Origin of the sequence: Pseudomonas sp. WS 5027, from assembly GCF_012985695.1 — a bacterium.
Taxonomy (GTDB): domain Bacteria; phylum Pseudomonadota; class Gammaproteobacteria; order Pseudomonadales; family Pseudomonadaceae; genus Aquipseudomonas; species Aquipseudomonas hygromyciniae.
Window position 1 is genome coordinate 139,151 of sequence record NZ_JAAQWU010000004.1, and the last position, 20,106, is coordinate 159,256.

Here is a 20,106-nt window from a genome sequence, read left to right on the forward strand (position 1 = left end):
GGCTCAGGCCCCGGCAACCGCATTGGTGCGCTCTATCTCTTCGACCAGCTTATCGATCCCTTCCAGCCGCGCGCGGTTGTCGTGATCCCACGGATGAAACCCCGGCTTGAAGTAATGCAGCCATGGCCGCGCCATGCGCGGGAATACGCCCTTGGGCCCGTAGAGAAACTTCAGCATCCGCCAGAACCCTTTCAGATGCCCGCCCGCGCGGCGGTCGGCGATCAGCAGGCGCAGGTGGAAATCAAACACCACCAGCCAGAAAAACACCGTGGTAAACAGCATGGTTCCGGTACGCAGCAGGTAACGCTTGGGTCCTGGCTTGATCACGCTATTCCACACATCAAAGGCCACGGCCTTATGCTCCGTTTCCTCAAGGGCGTGCCAATACCACATCTGTTGATAACCCTTGAGCGAATCACCGAAACGCGTGGGGTCGCTGAGCAGGATTTCCGCGAGCATCGCCGTGTAGTGTTCCAGGGCGATGGTCACTGCCAGGTTGAAGGACGGCGGCAAGTGCTTCTTTTGCAGGTCGAGGATGAATTTCAACCGCCGATCAAGCAGATGGGCGGGCAATCCGGCAGCTTGCAGCAGCTCGTTATAGGCCACGTGTTCACGGCTGTGCATGGCTTCCTGGCCGATAAAACCCTGGATCTCCTTTTTTAACGCCGGATCGTCGATGCGCTGGCGATAGTGGCGCACGCTGTCCATGAAGAACAGTTCGCCTTGGGGAAACAGCAGTGACAGGGCATTGAAAAAATGTGTGATGAAAGGGCCTTGCTCGTGCCAGTCCTTGATGCGTTCGGCGGGCAGGGCAAAATGCAGGTCGCGGCGAATGGGCAGCATTATGGCGACTCCTGTTCAGTGATGGGGTTGGGCAGCGGGGCCTTGCGCTTTTTCGGTGCCATGCGCCGGCTGGCGAACACCACCAGCGCCTGATACGCCGCCGGCAACCAGCGTGCGAGTAAGTCCAGGGCATAGGCATCGCGGCCGATCAATACGCGGCGTTTGTTTTTGCGTACACCTTGCAGAATCACCTTGGCGGCCTGGTCGGCGTCGGTGATAAACAGCTTCTCGAAGTCGGCGCGGGCTTGTTGTTCGCTATGGATCAGGAACCCGGTCATGTTCGCGTCGATCCGGCTGCTGCGGCAGATATCGGTACGGATCCCACCAGGATGCACACAGGTGGCCGAGACGCCGCTGCGTTGCAAATCCAACTCCTGGCGCAGGGCCTCGGTGAAGCCGCGCACCGCGAACTTGGTGGCGTTGTAGCCGCTCATGCCAGGCTGGGCGAACAGGCCGAATACGCTGGAGGTGTTGACCACATGCCCGTCGCCGCTGGCCTTGAGATACGGCAGGAAGGCCTTGGTGCCGTAGACCACGCCCCAGAAGTTAATGCCGACGATCCACTCCAGGTCGGCGTAGTCCACACCTTCCACGGTGCTCGACAAGGCCACCCCGGCATTGTTGAAAATCAAATTGACCTGGCCGTGCTCCGCCGCACAACTGGCCGCCCAATCCTCCACGGCCTGGCGCTCGGAAACGTCCAGCTCGCGGAAGGTCACGCGCACTGGCGCCAGGGTGGCGTGCTGGATCAACTCCACGGTTTGTTGCAGACCCGCCAAGTTCTTGTCCGCCAGCGCCAGGTGGCAACCCTCGCGCGCCAGGGCCAGAGCCAGGGCGCGGCCCATGCCGGACGCGGCACCGGTGATGGCCGCCACGCGGCCATTGAATGACTTCATGACAGGCTTCCTTCTGCGGTGGCATGGGGTGGCGTGACAGGGCGCGGTGTGGCGCCGCCAAGCAGGGGAGTGACGTGATAATCCCGCAGGGCGAACTGGCGGGTGACCTGCTTGAAGCGCCAGGTCGAACCGGGCCACAGCGTGGTGTTTTTGCCGGTGCGCGGGTCGAGGTACCAACTGCGGCAGCCACCGGTGTTCCAGATGGTGCGCTGGAGCTTTTGCTGGATGTGCAGGTTGTAGGCGCTTTCCACCGCCGGCTTGACGTCCACCGTGGCAATTTGTTGGCGGCGCATCTGTTGCAGGGCATCGAGGATGTAGGTGACTTGCGCCTCGATCATCAGAATCATCGAGTTGTGGCCCAGCCCAGTGTTGGGCCCGACGATCAGGAACAGGTTCGGGTAGCCCGGCACGGTGGTGCCTTTGTACGCATGGGCGCCATCGCGCCAGGTGTCCATCAGGTCGATGCCATCGCGCCCGATGATGCAGTCGCGGGGCAGGGGATCGCTGGCCTGGAACCCGGTGCCGAAGATCAGGCAGTCAGCCGGGTGCTTGATGCCATCGGCGGTGATGACCCCGTCGGCTTCGATCCGCAGCACGTTGTCGGTGACCACCTCGACATTGCTGCGCGACAGCGCCGGGTAGTAGTCATTGGAAATCAGCACGCGTTTGCAGCCGATGGTGTAGTCCGGCCGCAGGATTTTGCGCAGGGAAGGGCGCGCCACTTGTTTGTGCAGATGGCGCAGGGCGATTTTCTGCACCATTTTCATCAGCCGGGGGTGCAGCGCAAACCCCACCACCCGGCCTTCCAGGGCCCAGTAAAAGGCACCGCGCACCAGGCGTTGGGTGAACGGCAGGTGTTTGAAGGCCCAGCGTTCAACCCGTGAAATGGGGCGGTCCGGCTTGGGCATGATCCACGGCGGAGTGCGCTGGAACAGGTCCAGGTGCGCCACTTGCGGGGCGATCTGCGGCACGAACTGGATGGCACTGGCGCCCGTGCCAATAACGGCCACGCGCTTGCCCTTAAGCGAATAGTTGTGGTCCCACTGCTGGGAGTGGAAGCGTTTGCCCTTGAAGCTGTCCAGCCCCGGAATATCCGGGAGCGCCGGGCGAGACAAACCACCCATCCCCGACACCAGCACCCGCGCACTGACGTGGCGGCCATTGCTGAACTGCAATTGCCAGCGCTGCAGTTGCTCATCGAACACTGCCCGTGTAAGACCCATGCCAAAACGCAGGTACGGCGCCAGCTCGAAGCGCTGTGCACAGTGTTCCAGGTAGGCGCGGATTTCCGCTTGGGGGGCGAACTGGCGGGTCCAGTCGGGGTTGGGCGCAAACGAAAACGAATAGACATGGGATTGCACATCACAGGCGCAGCCCGGGTAGTGGTTGTCGCGCCAGGTACCGCCCAGGGAATCAGCCTGTTCGGCGATGAAGAAGTCGTCGAGCCCGGCTTGCTTGAGTTTGATCGCCATGCACAGGCCGGCAAAGCCTGAGCCAATAATCGCGATATCCACACAATCTGCCGAACCGCTCGGCTGGGTAGAGGCATTCATAGGGTTTCCCTCGTGGGCTGTGGGCGCCTGACGGGTTTTGACATCGGATGTGCTCCTGTTTTTGTTTTTGGCTTTTAGATAGAACACCATTGCAAAGAAAAATTGAATTTATTATTTTAAAAAAGATTTTAAATAATCTACCTGAAAATATCGCCTACGCTAGAGCCTTGTCCTTTATGTGCGATTTGTCCGACGGACGAGCCTTTACGCACGCAGTTGAAGTCCAGGGTGTGGACGATGGCTGAGGTCCTGACCAATACCGGTCGGATCGCCAGCAGCAGGGAAGCCGAGGACCGAGCTATGGCTGTCGAGTGGGTTGTCGCTGCGGGTGTGTTTATAGCTGCGAGTGCGGCGTTATGGGGCTTGAGTGCCTGGATGACGCGCCGTATAGAAGCGGCTGTTCCAAGTAACGGGCGCTTTCTGGAGGTCGATGGCGAGCGCTTTCATTATGTAGACGAGGGCAAGGGGCCGCCGCTGGTGATGATCCACGGCCTGATGGGCAGCAGTCGCAACCTGACTTATGCCTTGTCTGCCCAATTGCGCGAGCACTTTCGGGTGATCACCCTGGACCGCCCCGGCTCAGGCTATTCCACCCGGCACAAAGGCACCGCTGCCGACCTGCAAAGCCAGGCCCGGCAAGTGGCGACCTTTATCCAGACCCTGGACCTGGGCCAGCCCCTGGTGCTGGGGCATTCCCTGGGCGGGGCGATTTCTCTGGCCCTGGCCCTGGATCATCCCCATGCGGTGTCCGGGCTGGTGCTGGTGGCACCGCTGACCCATCCCCAGCGCATGATCCCCTTGGTGTTTCTATCGTTGGCGGTGCGCCCGGGCTGGCTGCGGCGCTGGGTCTCACGAACGCTGACCGTGCCCATCGGCCTGCTCACCAGCGGCGCGGTGGTCAAGGCGGTGTTTGCCCCCGACCCGGCACCGGCCGACTTCGCCACCCGTGGCGGTGGGATGCTGGGGATGCGCCCCGACAACTTCTATGCAGCCTCCACCGAAATCGGCCTGATCAATGATTACCTGCCGGATATGGTCAAGCGCTACCCCCAGCTACGCCTGCCCATCGGCCTGATTTATGGCTCGCGAGACAAGGTGCTGGACTTTCGCAAGCACGGCCAAGCCCTGGCGGACAAGGTGCCTGGGCTCAAAATGCAGGTAGTCGAAGGCCGCGGCCACATGCTGCCCATCACCGCCACCGAGCGGGTGGCCGCACTGGTGGAGCAGGTGGCCAAGCGCAGCAAACCGGTGCAAAGCGCCACCGTCCTGCACCCGCCATTTGCACTGGCGAGCAAATAATCGTGCACCCCACGGCGTGGTCGAGAGTCGGTAACGCTTGCCCTAGACACCTGACCGAATGGATGAAAAAGAGACTGCTCGGTCACGTAGAAAAGGCCGCGAAAAAGTAGTTGACGACCTAAGGGTTCCGCGCTATTTATTTAAAAAAATATTTCAATATTTATTTTGAAATGATTTTTGAAATGCCTAAGAGCGAATAAAATAATGAAAAAAACGCCTTTTATCGCATGGTTGATTTCAAGTGGCTTTCAGTGCCGCCTGAACCTGTTTGCCTCTTTTGCTTCTCTCTCCCTCCCTGCCGCGCAGAGCGCCCGGAGGCTGCCATGAATCAGACCCTGGCCGCCCCGCACGTCTGGACTGACGGTAAGCGCCACCTGTGGTGGCTCGGCATCATGCCTTTGGCAACCCCTCTGCTGTCTGGCGCGTTGGCCATCACCACCGGTGTACAAGAACTGTGGTGGGTCGGCGTACTGGTGATTTTCGGCCTGATTCCATTGATCGACGGCCTGCTCGGCGAAGACGTCAGCAACCCGCCGGAATCTGCCGTCAGCGGCCTTGAATCGCAGAAGTACTATCGCTGGATCGTCTACACCGGCGTGTTGTTTGTAATCTCCTCCGTGGTGATTACCGGTTGGCTGGCCGTCAGCGGCATCGACTGGATGATCAACGGTGGGCTACTGCAACTCACGGCGTCCATGGACCCGTCGAGCTGGATGGCGCAAACCGCCAGCTTCCTGACTGCCCGGGTGCAACTGCACGGTGAAGTCAGTTGGTTCACCTACCTGGGCATGGCCATGTCCACCGGCGCCGCCACCGGCATCGCGATCAACACCGCCCATGAACTGGGGCACAAGCCGCGCCTGCTGGAGATCGTGTTGGCCAAGATCACCCTGGCGCCGACTTTCTACGGGCACTTCTACACCGAACACAACCGTGGCCATCACGTGCGCGTCGCCACCCCGGAAGATCCGGCCAGCTCGCGGCTGGGGGAAAGCTTTTGGGCGTTCCTGCCGCGCTCGGTGTGGTTCAGCGCGCGCTCGGCCTGGAATCTGGAACGCGAACGTCTGCGCAAGCTTGGCTTGCCAGCCTGGCACTGGAAGAACGGCGTGCTCAGCGCCTGGATGTACAGCGTGGTGTTGTGGGGCGCAATGATCGCCTGGCTGGGTGTGGCAGTGATTCCCTTTTTGGTGATCCAGGGCATCTATGGCTTCTCGTTGCTGGAAGTAGTGAACTATGTCGAACACTACGGCCTTAAACGCCAGAAGTTGCCCAATGGTCGTTATGAGCGGTGTTCGCCGCGCCACTCCTGGAACAGTAACCGTATTGTCACCAATATCTTTCTGTTCCAGTTGCAGCGCCACTCCGATCACCACGCCAACCCGACCCGCAGTTATCAGTCGTTGCGCCACTTTGATGAATCGCCGCAACTGCCCTATGGCTACGCCAGCATGATCGTCTGGGCCTATATCCCTTACTTGTGGCGCCGGCGCATGGATCATCGGGTACTGCGGCACTATTCGGGGGATGTCACCCTGGCCAATATCCAGCCATCCAAACGTTTGAAGATATTGGAGAAGTACGGCAAGACCAGCACCTTCTAATGTGAATCAACCGTTGTAGGGCGCACTCGGGATCTGTGTATCGCGCAGGTTTTATCGCCCACGGTTTACCGGTTTCGAGTGCTGCTTAGTTGCAAGAAAGTTGTTTGACCCTAACAAAAATAAAATCAAGGGAAGGACGTACACGATGCAAACACCTGCCAAGTTCACTACGCATATCGTGCTCGCTGCACTGGGCCTTATCGCCTATCACCAGGCCCAGGCCGCACGTATCGAGCCCGCCGGCAGTGCCTTCACAGCCCAGGGCCCCATCAGCTTTTCCAAGGGCGCGTTGATCAGCGCCGACTGCACCATCAAAGTGGCCGGCAAGGTTGCGGCCGATGGTTCGCAAGTCAATGTCGACAAGGTCGAGTTTGACGGCGGCCTCAAGTGCAGCCGCGTCGAAGCCATCAACTTGCCATGGATCCTGGTGGCCAAGGACACCACCAGCGGCTCTATGTCGAAGATCAGCGTCGACGTGCATGCCTTTGGCCTGGGCGGCAAGTGCGGCCCATCCACCGCCGAAGGCACTTGGGATAACGCCACCGGCAAGTTGGAGGCGGCCAATGTGCCGATTGGCGAAGACTGCAAGATCAAGAGTGTGTCGATCAAGATGCCGCCGACTTTCAAAGTCGTCGAGTAAACACCCGAATTTGTAGCGGTAAATGAATTGAAATTTGGCTGGAAAGGGAAGTTCTGCTGTTTCTCCGTGACCTCTCGATCATGGCCATTACCCCGGCGAAATGACTCGCCATACATGTGAGGAAAAATAATGAAAAGTTTGAAAACCCTCGTTTGTGTAAGTTCGTTTGCTCTGTGCTTTGGCGCGGTTTCGATGGCCAGTGCGGCTTCTATTGTTCGACCAGGTGGTCCAGGGACATTTGAAACACCAACCGCGACTATCACCATCAAGACACCGTCTTCGTTCAACCAACCCATCCAGTGCAACATGAACTTCAAAGGCACGGTCAACGCCGACGGTACCGCCACCATCACCAGCATGGAAAAGCGTGCAGGCGGTAGTGCGCTGTGCGGTGCCCCGAAGATGAAGGGGACCTGGACATTGACCGCTGATTCCGTGTCGACAGGCACCATTACCGGTGTCGGATTCACAGTGGCATCCCTTCCGGCGACAGATTGCGGGCCTAGCCCGGTGCCTGGCATTTGGAGCAATTCGACGAATACTCTGACGCTTTCCACTACTACTGCGCTGAGTGGCGGTTGCACTATCACGTCCATGTCGATCACGCCTGACCCTCTGTTGACCGTTACTCCTTGACCGAACGCCGGTCAGTAAAGGGTTGATCACCCGTTAAAGACAGGTGCCTCGTCAGGGGCACCTGTTGAGCTAAGCCGGATCGGCAAGGCCGAGCCTGGTAGATAAAAATAATAAGGAGTGGAGCATGAATAATAAGAAACAGCAGGCCCAGGCGTTCCTTGGCCTGGCATTGTTGGGGGGACTGATGGCCATGGCTGGTCCAGTCCAGGCGGGTGGTTTCATGACTCCGACCTCCAACACCGCTGGCTGGGGCCGGGCGTTTGGTGGTGGTTCGATGTTCAAGAACGACCCGTCATCGGCCTACAACAACCCTGCTGCAATGGCCTTCGTTGACAAGACCATCTCTCAATTCACCATCAACTACGCAAATATCGACATCAAATACAAAGGATCAGCCTACGACTACTCTGGCCGTCCTATGTCTGAAACGACGCTCGACGAAAACTACAACCCGATTTACAACGATCGTACCGGTAACGGTGGTCAGGCTGGCTTCGAGGCATGGGTGCCGACGTTCTTCATGGTCATTCCGATCAATGACCGTATTGCTTTTGGTATGAGCCAGGTGGTGCCGATGGGTGCCCGTACGACTTATGACCAGGATTGGAAAGGCCGCGACTTTGCAGTGGACACCCGAATCGAAACCGTGGGCCTGACCGGCTCGCTGTCGTTCAAGGTCAATGATGAGTTTTCCATCGGTGGTGGTGCGATTCTCCAGCACACCAAAGGTTTTGTGAGTCAGAACGTCGACTTGTATGCCGCTGCCGCCCAATCGCCGGATTTTGGGATGATTCCGTTCCCTGCGGGCCAGGGCTTCGCCTTGATGCGCGTCAAGGTCGACAACAACTCCCTGGGCTGGTTTGCAGGGATGACCTGGAAGCCCACGGCGCAAGACACCCTGGGTTTGAACTACCACGCCAAAATCAAGAACAAGCTGGAGGGCAAGTACAACATGTACGCCGATCCGGGCTCGGAAGCGCTGATGACCACCCCGGTGGTCGACGGTAAAACCCTGGTCGAGTTGGCTTACCCTGGGCTGAATCTGTATCCGGGTGGTGCCAATGCCTCAACGCAACTGGATGTCCCTGCCAACGCGTCCCTGGACTGGGTACACGGCTTCTCTGACCGCCTGACCCTGGGCGCCAGTGTGACCTGGACCGAATGGTCCTCCTTCGAGGCGCTGACCTTGAAGTCCAATGGCAGCACCATTGTGTCGATCCCGTACAAGTACAAGAACACCTGGATGTATTCGTTCGGCGGCGACTACAAACTCACCGATGACTTCACCGTGCGCGCCGGTGTGGCCTTTGACCAGACCCCAACCCGCAACTCCACCCGTGACCCACGTATCCCGGATGGGGATCGTACCTTCGCCTCCCTGGGCTTTGGCTACAACATCCGCGCCATTCCTGGCCTGAGCATTGACGGCGCGTACTCCCGCCAGTTTGTGGAAACCGTCAAGCTCAAGACCAAGAACGTTGATCGGCTTGGCGCAGGTTCGCTGGATGGCAAATCCGAGGCCAAGGGCGAAGTGGTCAGCCTGTCGGCTACCTACGCTTTCTGATCTGTTGTATCTGCGTAGTGCCTGGGTAAACGCGTAGTCAGCGCATCTTTCTACTGCGTTTACCGGGTGCTGCGCCCATGGGTCGCCCACGCGACCCCTGGTGATTTCCTTGCTCTTCGACATTTCGGCTGACGCGTTCGGCCGTGAATTTTTTCGCCAATGGATTAAATAAAAATTTCAAAACAAAATTTGAATTTAGCTTTTCAAGTTTGTAGTGTGGTGATCAGTCGCAGGCCATACCGGCCTGCTGACCTGCATGCCGTGCCCTGAATAAGTTGCCCTGAATAAGTAGAGGTATCTCCATGGTTATCTGGTTACTGGCGGGACTCGCTGCGGCGACGGCCCTGGCGTATCGACAAGCGGCAGCCACCTTGTGGCTGGGCGCTGGCCTGGCCTGGTTGGCCGGTGGCTATCTGTTCAGTGTGGTCGCAGGGTTTGGCTTGGGCGTGGCGGCGTTGCTGGTGGTATTGCCGGCGCTGCTGCTGAGCATCAAGCCTGTGCGCCGTGCGCTGCTGACCAGCAAGGCCCTGGGCCTGTTTCGCACGATCATGCCGGCCATGTCCGACACTGAGCGCGCGGCCATCGAGTCCGGCACCGTGTGGTGGGACGCCGAGCTGTTCAGCGGCAAACCCAACTGGCAGCGCCTGTTGCAAGCTGCGCCGGCACGCTTGAGCGCCGAAGAGCAGGCGTTCCTCGACAACGAAGTGGAAACCCTCTGCGACATGGCCAACGACTGGGAAACCACCCAGGTCTGGCAGGACCTGTCGCCCGAAGGCTGGCAGTACACCAAGGACGCGGGCTTTCTCGGCATGATTATTCCCAAGCAATACGGCGGCAAGGGCTTCTCCCACTATGCCCATTCGCAGGTGGTGATGAAGCTGTCGACCCGTTGCTCGGCGGCGGCGATTTCGGTGATGGTTCCCAACTCCCTGGGCCCCGCCGAACTGTTGCTGCATTACGGCACCGACGCCCAGCGCAATTACTACCTGCCGCGCCTGGCCCGAGGCGAAGACATTCCATGCTTTGCCCTGACCAGCCCCTATGCCGGCTCCGACGCCGGGGCGATTCCGGACCTGGGCATCGTCTGCAAGGGCATGCATGAAGGCCAGGAAGTGCTGGGCTTCAGCGTGACCTGGGACAAGCGCTATATCACCCTTGGCCCCATCGCCACCGTGCTGGGCCTGGCCTTTCGCGCCGAAGACCCCAACGGCTTGCTGGGCCAGCCCGGTTCGCTGGGCATCACCTGCGCCTTGATTCCCACGTCCCATCCCGGGGTGAACAGTGGTCGCCGCCATTGGCCCCTCAATGCGGTGTTCCAGAACGGCCCGACCACCGGCAAAGACGTGTTTATCCCCCTGGAGTGGGTGATCGGCGGCCGCGAGCAAGTGGGCAACGGCTGGCGCATGCTGATGGAATGCCTGGCGGCCGGCCGGGCGATTTCCCTGCCATCGGCCAACGTCGGCCTGGGCAAGGTGGCGGTACGCGGCACCACGGCCTACGCGGCGATGCGCAAACAGTTCGGCCTGCCGATCGGCAAATTTGAAGGGGTACAGGCGCCTTTGGCACGCATGGCCGGGCACCTGTATGCCTGCGATGCGGTACGCAAGGTATCGGTAGCGTCGTTGGATGCCGGCGAGAAACCCTCGGTGATTTCGGCGATTGCCAAGTACCACGTCACCGAGCGTGCGCGGATCATCGTCAACGATGGCATGGACATCGTCGCCGGCAAGGGCATCTGCATGGGGCCCAACAACTTCCTGGCCCGTGCCTATCAGCAAAGCCCGATCGCGATCACCGTGGAAGGCGCAAACATCATGACCCGTTGCCTGATCATCTACGGCCAGGGCCTGATCCGTTGCCATCCTTACGTGTTCCGAGAGATGGAAGCGGCGCGCAACACCGATAATCGCCAGGCGTTGCTGGCGTTTGACAGCGCCATGTTCGGGCACCTGAGCTTCGTGCTGGCCAATACCGTACGTGCGGCAGTGCATTCCCTGACAGGCGGACGGCTGATTGCCGTGCCTTCCAAGACCGACCCAGCGGTGGCGTCCTACTACCGCCAGGCCAATCGGCTGTCGGTGGTGCTGGCGTTGATTTCCGATATCTCCATGGGCGTGCTGGGCGGTGCGCTCAAGCGCAAGGAAAGCATCACCGGGCGCCTGGGCGATATTCTCTCCCAGCTCTACATCCTGTCCTGCGTGCTCAAGCGCTTTGAAGATGATGGCCGGCCCCAGGCCGATCTGCCGTTGGTCCATTGGTCGGCCCAGGATGCATTGTTGCGGGCCCATGAAGCCTTGGCCGAGGTGCTCGACAATTACCCCTCGAAGCCGGCGGCGGCAGTGATTCGTGGCTTGAGCTTCCCGTTCGGCATTCCCCAGCGCAAACCGTCCGATCGCCTGCTGGCCCAGGTCGCGGAACTGGTGCAGACCCCCGGCGAAAGCCGCGACCGTTTGCTGGCCAACTCCTACATCCCGCGTCCGGAAATCGACAAGCTGGCCTACGGCGAATTGGCGTTCCGCCTGTTGCCACAGGTGGAGTTGATCGAAGGGCGGCTCAAGGCGGCCGTCAAGCAAGGCACCCTCGAACCGATGCCGATCAGCACCACGGCCTTCACCGCCTGGCGCATCAAGGCCCGCGCCCTGGATTTGATCAGCGCGGACGAAGATGCCTTGCTGGCGCGCTATGTGGAGTACGCCGACCACGGCATCCAGGTGGACGACTTCCCGCAGGACTTTGGCTTGCTGGAGGCCTTGCAAAAGCGCCAGCAAACCTTGGAGCAAGCGGCCAAGCCCAGCACCAGAAAACGTGAAAACGCCCCGGTGAACTAAACACCAACACGCGCCCTGTAGGAGCTGGCTTGCCTGCGATAGCGGTGTGTCTGTGCCAAAGATGCAATCTGACACACCGCTATCGCAGGCAAGCCAGCTCCTACAGGGGATTGGGTTTGCAAGGATCGATTTATGAGCGACAGCTATCTCTCTTTTGTTAATTCTCCCTGGGGCCGTCGCCTGGCCCAGACCATTGGCTTGCCACAACCGTTGCCCCTGCAACGCCACCGCAGCGGCCAACAAGGCCTGGCCAACCCGGTGATCATCGCCGGGGCAGGGCGCCTGGCCGAGGAAGTGCGGCGCATCTTCAAGGCCACCGACACCGTGCCGGCCCAGGCCGCTACGCTCAAGGCGCCGTCCACGGTCAAGGTCCAGGGCGCGGTGTTCGATGCCAGCGCCGTGGTCGACCTCAAGCAACTGGACGAACTCTACGAATTCTTCCACGCCAACGCCCCGCGCCTGGGGCAACACGCTCGGGTGGTGGTGCTGGGCACCGCGCCCGAACAGTGCCAGGACTTGCCCCAGGCGATCGCCCAGCGCGCCCTGGAGGGTTTGGTGCGGTCCCTGGCCAAGGAACTGCGGCGGGCGATCACTGTGCAGTTGATCTATGTCGCACCGGGGGCCGAGCAGGCGCTGGAAAGTAGCCTGCGGTTCTTCCTGTCGCGGCGTTCGGCCTATGTCTCGGGGCAGGTGGTGCGCCTGGAAAAACCGGTGGACGGCGCTCCTGTCATCAACTGGGACCAGCCCTTCAGCGGCCGCCGCGCCCTGGTCACCGGCGCCTCACGTGGCATCGGCCTGGCCATCGCCCAGGTGCTGGCCCGTGACGGTGCGCAGGTGGTGTGCGTGGACGTGCCGCAAGCATTGTCACCCCTGGAGCAGGCGGCCAGCAGTGTCGGCGGCCATGCCTGGGCGCTGGACATCACCGCCGCCGATGCGGTGCAGCAGTTGCAGGCTTATGTTGCCGAGCACGGCGCATTTGATGTGGTGGTGCACAACGCCGGGATCACCCGCGACAAGACCATCGCCAAGATGACCGAAGTGGCCTGGCGCAGTGTGCTGGCGGTCAACCTCCAAGCACCGTTGCACTTGAGTGAAGCCTTGCTGCAAGGGCAGGGGCTCAATGCCGGTGGGCGGGTGGTCTGTGTGTCGTCGATCTCCGGGATCGCTGGCAACCTGGGGCAAAGCAACTACGCCACGTCCAAGGCCGGGGTGATTGGCCTGGTGCAGGGCCTTGCGCCGGTGGCAGCGGCGCGGCAGGTCACGGTCAATGCCGTGGCGCCCGGGTTTATCGAGACCCAGATGACCGCGAAAATCCCGCTGATGATTCGCGAAGCGGGGCGGCGCATGAATTCCCTGTCCCAGGGCGGGCAACCTATCGACGTCGCCGAAACCATCGCCTGGCTGGCGCACCCGGCCTCGGGCGGGGTCAACGGCCAAGTGGTGCGCGTGTGCGGCCAAAGCCTGTTGGGAGCCTGAGCATGGACTACGTGACAAAGATTATCGATCCGCCACCGTCGCGCAATCGCCTGCTACTCGACGGCCTGCTGGCGCTGCGCAAACCCAAGCTTGAAGGTGCGCCGACCTTGCCCAAGGAGCGCCTGGTGCGCTCGGCGGTGCCATTGTGCGCCCATGAGATTGCCGCCTATGGCCGGGCCTGTGGCTTTCGGCGTGAGCAAGGTGTGCCGCTGTCCTATCCCCATGTGCTGGCATTCCCCCTGCACTTGATGCTGCTGACCCGCCCCAGCTTCCCGTACCCGGCCAGTGGCATGGTGCATCTGGCCAATCGTATTCGCCAGCATCGGCGCCTGCAGGAGGGCCAGGCCCTGCGCCTGGAAGTGTTTGCCGAACGCTGGGTGGCCCATGCCAAGGGCCAGGCCTTGAGCATCGCCACCCATGCCTACAGCGCTGGCGAGTTGGTGTGGCAAAGCGACAGCCTGTACCTGCGCCGGGATGTGGCCAACCCGGTGGGCGAGCCTTGGGGCGACAGCCTGGCCTTGCCCGAAGAAGCCTTGCGGCGCACTCAACGCTGGGTGCTGCCGGCGGACCTGGGACGACGTTTTGCCAAGGTGTCGGGGGATTTCAACCCGATCCACACCTCGCTGATCGGTGCGCGCCTGTTCGGCTTTCGCCGGGCCATCGCCCATGGCATGTGGACCTTGGGCCGCGCCCTGGCCGCGCAACAACCTCCAGGCGGGCTAGACGTGGCCGAGGCCCATTGCGAGTTCAAGTTGCCGATCTTCCTGCCCGGCCAGGTTGCCCTGTGGAATGCCCCGGCAGACGGCCCCAACCGCGCGTTCGAGGTGCGCAACCCGGCGGGCGACAAACCCCATATGCGCGGCCTGTTTATCTGGCACCCACGTTTTGATGAGAGTCGTCCATGAGTGACTACAGCTTCAGCCCCGCCCCGACGCGCCGGGTGGCGATTGTCGGTGGCAACCGCATTCCGTTTGCCCGTTCCAACACGGTGTACGCCCACGACAGCAACCAGGATTTGCTGGTGGCCGCGCTGCAAGGCCTGGTGGACCGCTACAACCTCCACGGCCTGCGCCTGGGCGAGTTCGCTGCCGGCGCGGTGATCAAGCACTCGCGGGATTTCAACCTGGCCCGCGAGTCGCTGTTGTCCACCACCCTGTCTGCCCAGACCCCGGCCTACGACCTGCAACAAGCCTGCGGCACCGGCCTGGAAGCGGCGCTGCTGGTGGCCAATAAAATCGCCCTCGGCCAGATTGAAGTGGGCATTGCCGGGGGGGCTGACACCACCTCCGACGCGCCCATCGGTATCAACGAATCCCTGCGCCGCACGCTATTGGCGGCGAACCGCGCCAAGGGCACGGGCAACAAACTGCGCAGCCTGTTGCAGGTGCGCCCGTCGATGTTTTTCAAGCCGCTGCTGCCGCGCAATGGCGAGCCGCGTACGGGCTTGTCCATGGGCGAGCACTGCGAAGAAATGGCCAAGCGCTGGCAGATCAAACGCCTGGCCCAGGACGAACTGACCCTCAGCAGTCACCAGCGCCTCGACGCGGCCTATAAAAACGGCTTTTTCGACGACCTCATCAGCCCCTATCGCGGCCTGGCTCGGGACAACAACCTGCGTGCCGATGCCAGCCTGGAGAAACTCGCCAGCCTGGCCCCGGCCTACGATCGGCAGAACGGCACCCTCACGGCCGGTAACGCCACACCCCTGACCGATGGCGCTTCGGTGGTGCTCCTGGCCAGTGAGGAGTGGGCCGCCGCCCGCGGCCTGCCGGTGTTGGCGTACCTGCGTACCGGCGAGACCGCAGCCGTGAATTTTGTCGACGGCAGCGAAGGCCTGCTGATGGCCCCGGCCTATGCGGTGCCACGCATGCTGGCGCGTGAGGGTCTGAGCTTTGCCGACTTTGATTTCTTCGAGATCCACGAAGCCTTCGCCGCCCAGGTGCTGTGTACCCTCAAGGCCTGGGAAGATGCCGATTACTGCCGCGAACGCCTCGGGCTGGACGCGCCGCTGGGCAGCATCGACCGCGCCAAAATGAACGTCAACGGCGGCTCCCTGGGCTGTGGCCATCCGTTCGCCGCCACCGGTGGCCGCCAGTTGGCGGCGCTGGCCAAAGCCATCCACCAGCGGGGTGGCGGGCGCGGCTTGATTTCCATCTGTGCCGCCGGCGGCCTGGGCATTACCGCCATCGTTGAAAAGTAGCCGTACAAAAACAACAACAAGGAGACTGCCATGAACGCTGTGAGCCAGGAACAAACCGAACGTATCTGGTTGAACGCCTACCTGCCCGGGGTGCCCACGGACATTGATGCCGGCATCGAGGATTACCCATCGTTGCGCGAGGTCTTCCTGGAGCACCTGCACAAGTACCGGGATCGTGTGGCCTACGTCAGCATCGGCACCGAGATGACCTACGCCACCTGGCAGGCCCAGGGCATCGCCTTTGCCGCCTGGCTCCAGGCCCAGGGCGTGCGCAAGGGCGATCGCGTGGCCTTGATGATGCCCAACTGCTTGCAGTACCCGATCTGCCTGCTGGGCACCATCCTTGCCGGTGCGGTGGTGGTCAACGTCAACCCGTTGTACACCTCCCACGAGCTCAAGCACCTGCTCAAGGACAGTGGCGCCGAGACCGTGGTGATCTTCGAAAACTTCGCCCACACCCTGGAAAAAGTCGTGGCCGGTAGCACGGTCAAACGTGTGGTCATTGCCGCTATCGGCGACCTGCTCGGCACCTTCAAGGGCGCCGCGATGAACTTCATCCTGCGCCGTGTACAGAAGCAAGTGCCGGCCTTCAAGCTGCCGGGCGCGGTGCGCTTCAACCAGACGCTCAAGCAGGGCCGGGGCTTGACCCATACGCCGGTGCCGCTGGCGCGTGAGGAACTGGCATTCCTGCAATACACCGGCGGGACCACCGGCGATGCCAAGGGCGTGATGCTCAGCCACCGCAATATCATCGCCAACCTGTTGCAGGCCAAGGCGTGGGTCGGCGATCAACTGGACCAGAACCAGCAGGAAACCAACGTCACCCTGTTGCCGCTTTATCACATCTTTTCCCTGACCGTGAATTGCCTGATGTTCATGTGCCTGGGCGGGCGCAACATCCTGATCGCCAACCCACGGGATGTGAAACGGGTGCAGATGATCCTGCGCAAGGAGCGCTTCAACGGGATTGCCGGGGTCAACACCCTGTTCAACGGTTTGCTGGAAAACGCAGAGTTCCGTGCCCGGGACTTTTCCGACCTGCGCCTGGTGATCGCCGGGGGCATGGCCACGCACACCGCGGTGGCCAAGCGCTGGAAAGAAGTCACCGGCCTGCCGATCATCGAGGGTTACGGCCTGACCGAATGCTCGCCGGTGGTGAGCATCAGCCCTATCGATATCTCACGCATGCGCGACATGGAATTTACCGGCAGCATCGGCGTGCCATTGCCTTCGACCTGGGTGCGCTTTATCCGTGAGGACGGCGAAGTGGCCGACATCGGCGAGCAGGGCGAACTACAAGTGCGCGGCCCGCAGGTGATGCAGGGCTACTGGCAACGCCCCAAGGAAACCGCCGAGGTGCTGGATGCCGAGGGCTGGCTGTCGACCGGGGATATCGGGGTGATGAATGAGCAGGGCTTTATCCGCCTGGTGGATCGCAAGAAGGACATGATCCTGGTGTCGGGCTTCAACGTGTACCCCAACGAAATCGAAGACGTAGTGGCGTTGCACCCGGGGGTTGCGGAAGTGGCGGCGATTGGCGTTGAAGATGGGGTGACCGGGGAGAAGGTGAAAATTGTGGTGGTGCGCCGCGACCCGACCTTGACCCAGGAGCAACTGTTGGCCCATTGCCGGGAGTACCTGACGGGGTACAAGGTGCCCAAGTTTGTCGAGTTCCGCATCGAGGAATTGCCCAAGACTACCGTGGGCAAGGTCCTACGTCGGGCGCTGCGTTAAATTGTGGGCTTGCCCGCGATAGCCATCGTTATCTACACAACTTTGCCGCAGCGCATAAATCCTGGCAGAAAGGGGTGTTGTGGCGAGCGGGCTTGCCCCGCGCTGGGCTGCGAAGCAGCCCCAAAATCAGCCGCTACGGTGTATCTGATACACCGCATTCGGCTTACTGGGGCTGCTTCGCAGAAGATCGTCAGTTTCTGAAAGTTGTGTAGATGCCCATGGCTATCGCGGGCAAGCCCGCTCCCACCTTTTAGACCTCGTTCACACAGACCCACCGCTCTTCCCGCGCCGCCATCCGAATCGCCGTCGCCAACCGCTCCACCTCCCACGCCGCCTCAAAATCAGTACCCGCCGCGCCTTGCCCGGCCAGCGCCATGATCAATTCCTGCACCTCCAGGGTCTTCAACTCGTTGTACCCCAACTGATGCCCCGCCGCCGGGCTGAACGCGGCATAGCCGGGCAGGGCGGGGCCGGCCAGTAGACGCTGGAAACTGTCTGCGCCAGCCCGGCATACCCGCAGTTCATTCAAGCGCTCTTGGTCGAAGGCCAGCGTGCCTTGTGTGCCACTGATCTCGAAACTCAAATGGTTCTTGTAGCCACGCTTTAGCCAACTGCTGCTGACGGTCCCGCGCGCGCCGTTGGCAAAGCGCAGCAAGGCATGCACTTGGTCGTCGATCTCGATCGGGCGCATCTCGCTACTGCCAGGGCTGGCAGGGCGTTGACTGTGTACCGTCTGGCTGTCGGCACAAACGTGAGTGACATCCCCCACCAGATACCGCGCCATCGCCAGCAGATGACTGCCGAGGTCCGCCAGGGCACCACCGGCATGCCCAACCTCACAGCGCCATGACCAGGGTGAGGCCGGGTCGGCCATGAAGTCTTCACTGAATTCACCCTGGAAACTGATGATCTGCCCCAGTTCGCCCGCTTCAATCATCTGCCGCGCCAGGATGATCATCGGGTTGTGCTGGTAGTTGTAGCCGACCCGCGTCACCACTCCAGCCTGATGGGCGGCGCGGTGCATGGCGTCGGCTTGCTGCAGGCTGGTCGCCAAGGGCTTTTCGCAATACACCGCCTTGCCCGCCGCCAGTGCGGCCATGGCCATGGGGTAGTGCAGGTGATTGGGGGTGGTGATCGCCACCAGGTCCACTTGCGGGTCATCGATCAACTGTTGCCAGTCGCCATGGGCCTGGGCAAAACCCCAGGCGCTGGCGCAGCGTTGCGCGCGCTCGGTGTCGGCATCGGCCAGGGCCGCCAGCCTCAGCTCGAAGGGCAAGTCAAATACCGTGCGGGCGTTATTGAACGCCAGTGCGTGGGCACGGCCCATGAAGCCTGTACCGATCAGGCCGATTCCGAGGGTGCGCATGGCGGTGGTCCTTGTGATTGTTGTTTTCGGGAAAGCAATTAATAGAATAAAAATTCTTAATCATCAATACATGGAATATAAATATTATTCCTCTGTAGGAGCGAGCTTGCTCGCGAAGGTCGTCAATGATGACGCGGGCTCAAGGCCCCCCGAGGTGTCCTGAGGGTTTTCGCGAGCAAGCTCGCTCCTACAGAGGAATGTACGAAGTCATCATTTCGGCGAATGCGGCTATATTCAGCCAGCAGGCAGAAGGCCTTCAGTTAACAAAAGATAACGTAGCGCCGATTGTCAGACGATTCGAAAGCCCGATAGGATGGCCCCTGCTTCCTCAAGGGGCTCTAGATTGCAGGTTTGCGCACTGCGAACACCCTGGAAGGTGTTACGACCTAACAATAATAAATGGGAGAAAGGTCTATGAGTGAGCCTGTCATGGGTGTGGGTTTTTGCCGCCCGCTCGCGTCGCGCAAGTTCGCGGTGCTGGCTACAGCGCTCTCGCTGCTGGGGGCTGTCGCGGTGTCGACCGCTGCCCAGGCTGCAACCGAAGCCGCAGAACCTGCGGTATTTGCCATTGAATCCCCAAGGGCCGAAAAAGGCCTGATGATCGACGTCGCGCACGCCGGCAAACGCCTGGTGGCGGTCGGTGATCGCGGGCATATCCTCTATTCCGATGATCAGGGCGCCACCTGGGTGCAGGCCAAGGTGCCGACCCGGCAGTTGCTCACGGCAGTGTTTTTCATCGACGACCAACACGGCTGGGCGGTGGGGCATGACGCCAGGATCCTCGCCAGCAGCGATGCCGGGGCCACTTGGACTCAGCAGTTCGAAGACCTTAGCCGCGAGGCCCCCCTGCTGGACGTGCTGTTCAACGACCCCGACCACGGCTTTGCCGTGGGTGCCTACGGTGCGCTGATCGAGACCAGCGACGCAGGCAAGACCTGGACCGATGTCAGCGATCGCCTCGACAACGAAGACCAGTACCACCTCAACGCCATCGCCCAGGTCAAGGACGCGGGCCTGTTTATCGTCGGCGAGCAGGGCAGCATGTTCCGCTCCAGCGATGGGGGGCAGACCTGGGAAAAACTCGAAGGCCCCTATGAAGGCTCGCTGTTTGGCGTGATTGGCACCGCCCAGCCCAAGACCCTGCTGGCCTACGGTTTGCGCGGCAATCTTTTCCGCTCCACCGATTTTGGTGACACCTGGATGCCGGTAGAACTCAAGGCCGCCCGTGGCACCCTGGAATTTGGTCTGTCGGGCGCGACCCTGCTCGACGACGGCACCCTGGTGGTGGTCGGCAACGGTGGCAGCGTGGTGGTCAGCCACGACGATGGCCTGACGTTCAGCGTATTCAACCGCCCGGACCGTATTTCACTCTCGGCGGTGACGGCGGCGGGCAATGGCGACTTGATTCTGGTGGGGCAGGGTGGCGTACGCGTCGCCGAGCCCACTGGCGCCGAACGCAAAAAACAATAA

General features: G+C 61.3%; 15 protein-coding genes. 11 read left to right on the top strand and 4 right to left on the bottom strand.

All coding sequences use genetic code 11. The features are described from left to right. Nucleotides 1-3: 3 nt before the first annotated feature. The 3 genes from HBO09_RS07200 to HBO09_RS07210 are packed head-to-tail and all read right to left on the bottom strand — an operon-like array spanning nt 4 to nt 3,292. Entirely contained in the window at nt 4-843 is an 840-nt protein-coding gene (locus HBO09_RS07200; RefSeq protein WP_169996339.1) for a metal-dependent hydrolase, read from the bottom strand. After that, entirely contained in the window at nt 843-1,739 is an 897-nt protein-coding gene (locus HBO09_RS07205) for an SDR family oxidoreductase (RefSeq protein ID WP_169996337.1), read from the bottom strand. Before HBO09_RS07205 ends, HBO09_RS07200 begins: the two co-directional genes overlap by 1 nt. After that, nucleotides 1,736-3,292 (bottom strand): NAD(P)/FAD-dependent oxidoreductase, encoded by a 1,557-nt coding sequence (locus HBO09_RS07210; protein ID WP_169996335.1) that lies wholly within the window; start codon nt 3,290-3,292, stop codon nt 1,736-1,738. Before HBO09_RS07210 ends, HBO09_RS07205 begins: the two co-directional genes overlap by 4 nt. Nucleotides 3,293-3,592: 300 nt before the next feature. Here HBO09_RS07210 and HBO09_RS07215 point away from each other — a divergent pair, with 300 nt between their 5' ends. From HBO09_RS07215 to HBO09_RS07260, 10 genes are all read left to right on the top strand, one after another. Continuing rightward, the gene (locus HBO09_RS07215; protein WP_262381196.1) at nt 3,593-4,591 is read left to right on the top strand and encodes an alpha/beta hydrolase; all 999 of its coding nucleotides are present in this window, start codon (nt 3,593-3,595) and stop codon (nt 4,589-4,591) included. Nucleotides 4,592-4,914: 323 nt separating this feature from the next. Further along, the gene (locus HBO09_RS07220) at nt 4,915-6,192 is read left to right on the top strand and encodes an alkane 1-monooxygenase (RefSeq protein WP_169996331.1); all 1,278 of its coding nucleotides are present in this window, start codon (nt 4,915-4,917) and stop codon (nt 6,190-6,192) included. A gap of 145 nt (nt 6,193-6,337) precedes the next feature. Beyond that, entirely contained in the window at nt 6,338-6,832 is a 495-nt protein-coding gene (praA, locus tag HBO09_RS07225; protein ID WP_169996329.1) for an alkane oxidation protein activator PraA, read from the top strand. Nucleotides 6,833-6,961: 129 nt separating this feature from the next. After that, on the top strand, nt 6,962-7,468 hold the full coding sequence (praB, locus tag HBO09_RS07230) for an alkane oxidation protein activator PraB (RefSeq protein WP_169996327.1): 507 nt from the start codon (nt 6,962-6,964) through the stop codon (nt 7,466-7,468). 124 nt (nt 7,469-7,592) lie between these two features. Then, the gene (locus HBO09_RS07235) at nt 7,593-9,032 is read left to right on the top strand and encodes an outer membrane protein transport protein (RefSeq protein WP_169996325.1); all 1,440 of its coding nucleotides are present in this window, start codon (nt 7,593-7,595) and stop codon (nt 9,030-9,032) included. A 302-nt stretch (nt 9,033-9,334) separates the two neighbouring features. Then, nucleotides 9,335-11,860 (top strand): acyl-CoA dehydrogenase, encoded by a 2,526-nt coding sequence (locus HBO09_RS07240; protein WP_169996323.1) that lies wholly within the window; start codon nt 9,335-9,337, stop codon nt 11,858-11,860. 132 nt (nt 11,861-11,992) lie between these two features. Then, the gene (locus HBO09_RS07245; protein WP_169996321.1) at nt 11,993-13,336 is read left to right on the top strand and encodes a 3-oxoacyl-ACP reductase; all 1,344 of its coding nucleotides are present in this window, start codon (nt 11,993-11,995) and stop codon (nt 13,334-13,336) included. Nucleotides 13,337-13,338: 2 nt separating this feature from the next. Beyond that, a complete protein-coding gene (locus HBO09_RS07250) occupies nt 13,339-14,241 on the top strand; it encodes a MaoC/PaaZ C-terminal domain-containing protein (protein ID WP_169996319.1) in 903 nt (300 codons plus the stop codon). After that, nucleotides 14,238-15,536, top strand: a complete 1,299-nt coding sequence (locus HBO09_RS07255; RefSeq protein WP_169996317.1) for an acetyl-CoA C-acetyltransferase — start codon at nt 14,238-14,240, stop codon at nt 15,534-15,536. Before HBO09_RS07250 ends, HBO09_RS07255 begins: the two co-directional genes overlap by 4 nt. 30 nt (nt 15,537-15,566) lie before the next feature. After that, nucleotides 15,567-17,270, top strand: coding sequence for an AMP-binding protein (locus HBO09_RS07260; RefSeq protein ID WP_169996315.1), 1,704 nt, complete (start codon nt 15,567-15,569; stop codon nt 17,268-17,270). A 250-nt stretch (nt 17,271-17,520) separates the two neighbouring features. Here the strand turns inward: HBO09_RS07260 and HBO09_RS07265 are convergent, their stop codons facing one another. After that, nucleotides 17,521-18,636, bottom strand: a complete 1,116-nt coding sequence (locus HBO09_RS07265; RefSeq protein WP_169998645.1) for a Gfo/Idh/MocA family oxidoreductase — start codon at nt 18,634-18,636, stop codon at nt 17,521-17,523. A gap of 429 nt (nt 18,637-19,065) precedes the next feature. Between HBO09_RS07265 and HBO09_RS07270 the strand changes: the two genes are divergently transcribed. Next, on the top strand, nt 19,066-20,106 hold the full coding sequence (locus tag HBO09_RS07270; RefSeq protein ID WP_169998722.1) for a YCF48-related protein: 1,041 nt from the start codon (nt 19,066-19,068) through the stop codon (nt 20,104-20,106).

Coding starts and splice junctions, on each gene's coding strand:
- HBO09_RS07245 (WP_169996321.1), top strand. CDS start 11,993: ATGAGCGACAGCTATCTCTCTTTTGTTAATTCTCCCTGGGGCCGTCGC.
- HBO09_RS07265 (WP_169998645.1), bottom strand. CDS start 18,636: ATGCGCACCCTCGGAATCGGCCTGATCGGTACAGGCTTCATGGGCCGT.
- HBO09_RS07215 (WP_262381196.1), top strand. CDS start 3,593: ATGGCTGTCGAGTGGGTTGTCGCTGCGGGTGTGTTTATAGCTGCGAGT.
- praA (WP_169996329.1), top strand. CDS start 6,338: ATGCAAACACCTGCCAAGTTCACTACGCATATCGTGCTCGCTGCACTG.
- HBO09_RS07250 (WP_169996319.1), top strand. CDS start 13,339: ATGGACTACGTGACAAAGATTATCGATCCGCCACCGTCGCGCAATCGC.
- HBO09_RS07205 (WP_169996337.1), bottom strand. CDS start 1,739: ATGAAGTCATTCAATGGCCGCGTGGCGGCCATCACCGGTGCCGCGTCC.
- HBO09_RS07200 (WP_169996339.1), bottom strand. CDS start 843: ATGCTGCCCATTCGCCGCGACCTGCATTTTGCCCTGCCCGCCGAACGC.
- praB (WP_169996327.1), top strand. CDS start 6,962: ATGAAAAGTTTGAAAACCCTCGTTTGTGTAAGTTCGTTTGCTCTGTGC.
- HBO09_RS07210 (WP_169996335.1), bottom strand. CDS start 3,292: ATGAATGCCTCTACCCAGCCGAGCGGTTCGGCAGATTGTGTGGATATC.
- HBO09_RS07260 (WP_169996315.1), top strand. CDS start 15,567: ATGAACGCTGTGAGCCAGGAACAAACCGAACGTATCTGGTTGAACGCC.
- HBO09_RS07240 (WP_169996323.1), top strand. CDS start 9,335: ATGGTTATCTGGTTACTGGCGGGACTCGCTGCGGCGACGGCCCTGGCG.
- HBO09_RS07255 (WP_169996317.1), top strand. CDS start 14,238: ATGAGTGACTACAGCTTCAGCCCCGCCCCGACGCGCCGGGTGGCGATT.
- HBO09_RS07220 (WP_169996331.1), top strand. CDS start 4,915: ATGAATCAGACCCTGGCCGCCCCGCACGTCTGGACTGACGGTAAGCGC.
- HBO09_RS07270 (WP_169998722.1), top strand. CDS start 19,066: ATGGGTGTGGGTTTTTGCCGCCCGCTCGCGTCGCGCAAGTTCGCGGTG.
- HBO09_RS07235 (WP_169996325.1), top strand. CDS start 7,593: ATGAATAATAAGAAACAGCAGGCCCAGGCGTTCCTTGGCCTGGCATTG.